The organism is Mycobacterium sp. (assembly GCF_046091765.1).
Classification (GTDB): domain Bacteria; phylum Actinomycetota; class Actinomycetes; order Mycobacteriales; family Mycobacteriaceae; genus Mycobacterium.
Window position 1 is genome coordinate 1 of record NZ_JBJTCF010000077.1, and the last position, 4,829, is coordinate 4,829.

The 4,829-nt window shown below is 72.2% G+C and carries 3 protein-coding genes; all 3 read left to right on the top strand.

Translation table 11 applies throughout. The features are described from left to right. The first annotated feature begins 336 nt into the window (after positions 1-336). Positions 337-3,132 carry an AAA family ATPase gene (locus ACKOB8_RS07995; protein ID WP_526376678.1) on the top strand — a complete coding sequence of 932 codons (2,796 nt, stop codon included), beginning with the start codon at positions 337-339 and terminating at the stop codon, positions 3,130-3,132. Positions 3,133-3,145: 13 nt separating this feature from the next. Then, a complete protein-coding gene (locus ACKOB8_RS08000; protein WP_526376679.1) occupies positions 3,146-4,090 on the top strand; it encodes a hypothetical protein in 945 nt (314 codons plus the stop codon). A gap of 144 nt (positions 4,091-4,234) precedes the next feature. Then, positions 4,235-4,829: hypothetical protein (locus ACKOB8_RS08005; RefSeq protein WP_526376680.1), on the top strand; the 595-nt coding region annotated here is incomplete at its 3' end.

The window sequence follows — 4,829 nt, forward strand, 5'->3', positions numbered from 1 at the left end:
CCCCACACGCCAGCGACACCCCCACCCCGACACCCAACGCCAGAGCCAACGCGCCCACCCGACCCACACACACCGACGCCCGCATCACCACTCCCATACCCGAGCCATCCCTCAAAAGCGCTGAGAAAACGCTAAACCGCCCGACCCCCCACCCGAGGCCTGTCATTACAGGGATTTCCCTACACTTTCGGGCCCACACATCCCCGGCCACGCACCGAGAGTGCACGCAGAGCGCCCTTTCGCGCCTCCGGACGCTCTGGGCGCACGCTCACGGGCCGGGGGAACACCCTGTTACAGGGATATCCCTGGCATACAGGGACTGTCATAGTGGTAACCGTGAGCGCGGGCACCCGGGACGGCCGCGACGGTCAGGGTCCGGCCGGCCTCGTCGGACGGGATCGCGAACTGTGCGCTGTGCAGGCCCTGCTCGCGACGGCACGCCGTGGTCCGGCGGCGCTGATCCTCGACGGGCAGGCCGGCATCGGCAAGACCACCGTGTGCCGTGCCGCGCTCGCGGCGGCGGCCGAGGCCGGTCTTGTCGTGCTCGACACCACCGGTGCGGCCGCGGAGATGTCGCTGGCGTGGGCGGCGTTGGAGGACCTCCTCGCCGGCGTCGACGAAGCGGTGCTCGCCGGGCTGGCACCGCTGCACCAGAAGGCCCTGCAGGCGATCACCACCGGCACCGGCAGTCCCGGCGGGGATGAGCGGCTGGTGGCCACCGGCCTTCGCGCCGCACTCGAGCAGCAGAGCCGGGTGCGACCGATCCTCATCGCCATCGATGACGCCCAGTGGATCGACGAACCCAGCAGGCTGGCACTGGGTTTCGCGATCCGGCGGCTGGCGGGGCCGGTGGCCGTGCTGGCGTCCTTCCGTAGCGGCGAACCCGGCAGCGAGGACCGCTCCTGGGTGCAGCCGCGCGACCCGCGCGCGCTGACCCGCCTGACCGTGGGCCCGATGCAGGCCGCCGATCTGCGCGCGGTGCTCGACACCCGGCTGGGGCAGGCCCCGCCGACGGCGACGATGACGCGCATCCACTCGCTCTCCGGCGGCAACCCGTTCTACGCACTCGAGCTTGCCCGCTTCCTGGCCGACAACCCCGACAATGAGCTGACGGCGCTGCCGCCCACCCTGGGCGGGCTGGTGCGCGACCGGGTCGGCGACCTCGACGAGGCCGTCGTCGAGACGATGCTCGCCGTCGCCGCCGCGTTCGAGCCGACCGTCGAGGTGATCGCAGCGGTCACCGACCGCAGCCCCGACGAGCTTGTCGAGGTCCTCGAGCCGATGGAAAGCCGCGGCGTGCTGATCTTCGACGGCAGCCGCATCCGTTTCACCCACCCGCTGATCGCCGCCGGGATCACCACCGACGCCGATCCCGCGCTGCACCGGCGTACCCACCGCAGGCTGGCCGACGCGGTCAGCCATCCCGAACAGCGGGCCCGCCATCTGGCCCTCAGTAGCCCGCACGGCGACCCCGAGACGCTCGCGGCGCTCAACGCCGCCGCTGAAAACGCCGCTGCCCGTGGCGCTTACAGCACCGCCGCCGAACTGGTCACCCTGGCGATCCGACTCGGCGGCGACGACCACTTGCAGCGGCTTCGCGCCGGGGAGTACCTGTTTCGCGCCAGCGCCCTCGACGAGGCCGACGCGCTGATCGCCCCGATCATCGACGAGCTGCCCTCGGGATTCCTGCGCACCGTCGGGCTGATGCTGCTCTCGGCCGTCCGCGGCTACCGCGACGGTGTCGCCAGCACGATCCCCATGCTGCAGCGCGCCGTGGAGGAGGCCGGCGACAACCTGGTGCTGCACACCCAGGCGCTGCTCGTGCTGGCACTGTCGACCGGGATCGGCGGGGACATGGAGACCTGCGTGGAACTGACGGCGCGCGCCCGCGAGGACGCCGCGGCCACCGGACTGCCCTCGCTGCACAGCCAGGCACTGTCGCTGTGGACGCACGTCAGCTTCATGTACGGGCTGGGCTCCGACACCGAGGCGCTGCATCAGGCCCTGGAGATGGGCGAACCCGATCCGATCACGCCGATCATGTTGCGGCCCAAACCGATCCGCGCCCTGAACTGGGCATGGACCGGGCGGCTCAAAGAGGCGTGGAGCGAGCTGACCGACGTGTGGAACGGCTGCGCCGAGCGGGGCACCGATCTGGAGATGCTGTGGGCCGAGGAGCAACTCACCATGGTCGAGGTCGGCCTGGGCCGCTACGACGACGCGGCGCGCACCGCTGCCGGCGCGCTGGAACGCGCCGAGCAGATCGGCGGACGGCTGCCGCTGATCAGCGCGCACACCGCCATCGCCAACGCCGCCGCCTATCAGGGCCGCGTCGAGGACACCCGGGTGTCGGCCGAACTGGCCATCGCCGAGGCTGCCGCAACCGGGCTGCGCTACCTCATCCGCCCGCCGACGATGAGCCTGGGCTTCGCGCTGGTCTCCGACGGGCAGTACGAGAAGGCGCTGCGCACCCTCGGGCCGCAACTGGCCGGCTTCGACGCCGCCCACGAAACCGAGATCGTGGCGGGGGCTTTCCTGCCCGACGCGGTGGAGGCGCTGTGCGCGGTGGGCCGCGCGGGCGAGGCCGAACCGCTGACGGCCGCACTGGAGGCCGCCGGGGTGCGCCACGACCGGCCGTGGGCGCTGGCGGTCGGCGCGCGGTGCCGCGCGATGCTGCTGGCCGTCGCCGGTGACCTTGACGCGGCGCTGGGTGCCGCAGAGCAGGCGATGGCCCATCACGACCGGCTGCCGATGCCCTTCGAGCGGGCGCGCACCCAGCTGCTGGTGGGCCAGCTGCAGCGCCGCCGGCGGCGCACCCAGCCGGCGCGCGCCGCCCTCAACGCCGCCGCGGCCGTCTTCGAGGAGCTGGGCAGCCCGCTGTGGGCGGGCCACGCCCGCCGCGAGCTGCACCGGCTGGAACGGCGCGCCGCCGGCGGCGAACTCACCGAGACCGAACGCCAGGTCGCCGAGCACGCCACCGCGGGCATGACCAACAACGAGATCGCCGCGGTGCTCTACATCTCGGCCAAGACCGTCGAAATGCACCTGTCCAGCGCCTACCGCAAACTCGGCGTGCGCTCGCGAATCCAACTCGTGGAACGGTTGCGCGAGAACGGGTTCAGCGGGCGCTGAGGGAGGCATCGTCGTGACGCAGATGACAACCCGGCTGGCCGGCGCGGCTGTGGCGGTGGGCCTGTGCGTGGCCGGGCTTGCACCCGGGGTGGCCCGGGCCGACAGTGATGGTCCGGCACCCGGGCAGGCGGCGAGTGCCGACCGCGGGTCATCCGCCCGGGCTGCCAGCACCAGCCGCGCCGGCGGTCGGTCGAGCAGTGTTCGCGGCGGCGGCCCGACCCGCGCGCAGAAGCCGCCGCCACCCCGGTCCGCACCGGTCCGGGCGATCGCCACGGCCGCGGGCACCCTGCCGGCGCCGACCTCCACGACACCCACCCCCTACGGCGACCTCGGCCGGTGGATGATCAACAAGAACGACCGGATCGCCGACTGGATCGGTCAGCCCCAGCCGGTGTCGGGCACGCTGAAGACCATCCTGGAGAGCATCAACGTCATCCTGGTCGACACCGCCTCCGGTGATGCCCGACAGTCCACCCGCAATCTCAACGCCTGGATGGCCCGTTCCGGGTTCGGCGCCTCGGCCTTCAGCAGCACCGGCTATCAGGGTGTCCTCGGATCCACCACTTACGACCAGCAGCCGGACGGCGCGAACCAGGCCTTCCGCGACGCCTTCTTCCTCTTCGACAACAGCCACGCCCGGGCCTTCGGGCCGCACCCCAACCCCAGTGGCCCCGGTTTCGTGTGGACCGCGTCGCTGAGCGAGGAGAACTGGACGATCACCAATCCGCTGGCCCACGGTTACGAGTCCTTCATGTCGGCGCGCGACACCTTGCGTGCGGGCATGATCGCCGCCGGCGCGGGGGATCTCGGGGAGTTGTTCATGGACAACGTGATCGACGAGGGCGTCTACAGCACCGGCGACGCCGACGGGTATGCGGTGGTGCTGGAGTTGAACTCGGTGCTCAAGGCCGCGACCACGCCGCGCGGTTTCGCGGTCGGTCGCAAGCCGGGCACCTGATCCCCCGCCGAGCGTGGGGCCCCCCGCGCGGCGACCGGTCGCCCCCGGCGGAGAACCCCTGGATGCGTCGTTCGAGTTCAGCGAGGGTGTGCTCGGGTGTAGTGTCCGCCGGAAGGGACTCACCCGACGCGAGGGGCAACGGCGATGACGATTCGAAGCGGTGTCCGGGTGGGGGCGGCGGCTTTTGCCCTGGGGTTGGCACTGGGGGGTCAGGCCGGGGTGGCAGCAGCCGACGGCGGGGAGCCCGACGGCACGGTGTCGGCAGGTACGAGGGATGCGCGTGCGGGTGCGGCGCAGGCCGGCCGCGCGGGCCGGGAGGCATCGAGGACGGGGTCGGGATCGGCACGCGGCGGGGCGGTCGCCCGGAAGGTGGCGGCGCCGGCGGCCGCGGAGGCGTCGGGTGACTCCTCGGGACTGGAGGTGGCGCTCGAGGTTGTGGACGTGCCGATCGCCGAGGGTGCCGAACCCACGGTGATCATCGACCCGGTGGTCGAGCCGGTTGTCGAGCCAGTCGTCGAGCCAGTCGTCGAGCCAGTGGTCGACCCTGTCGTCGAGCCGGTGGAGGAACCTGTCGAGAAGCCTGTCGATGAGCCGGTCGATGACTCAGGTGACTCGGACCCCGGGGTGGACGTGCTCGACCCGGTGGAATTCCCCGACTGGGGGTGGACCTGGGAGGAGGGCCAGCCGCTGCCGTGGTGGCGGGAGACGACGGATCTGCCCCAGGACGGCTCCCAGGACG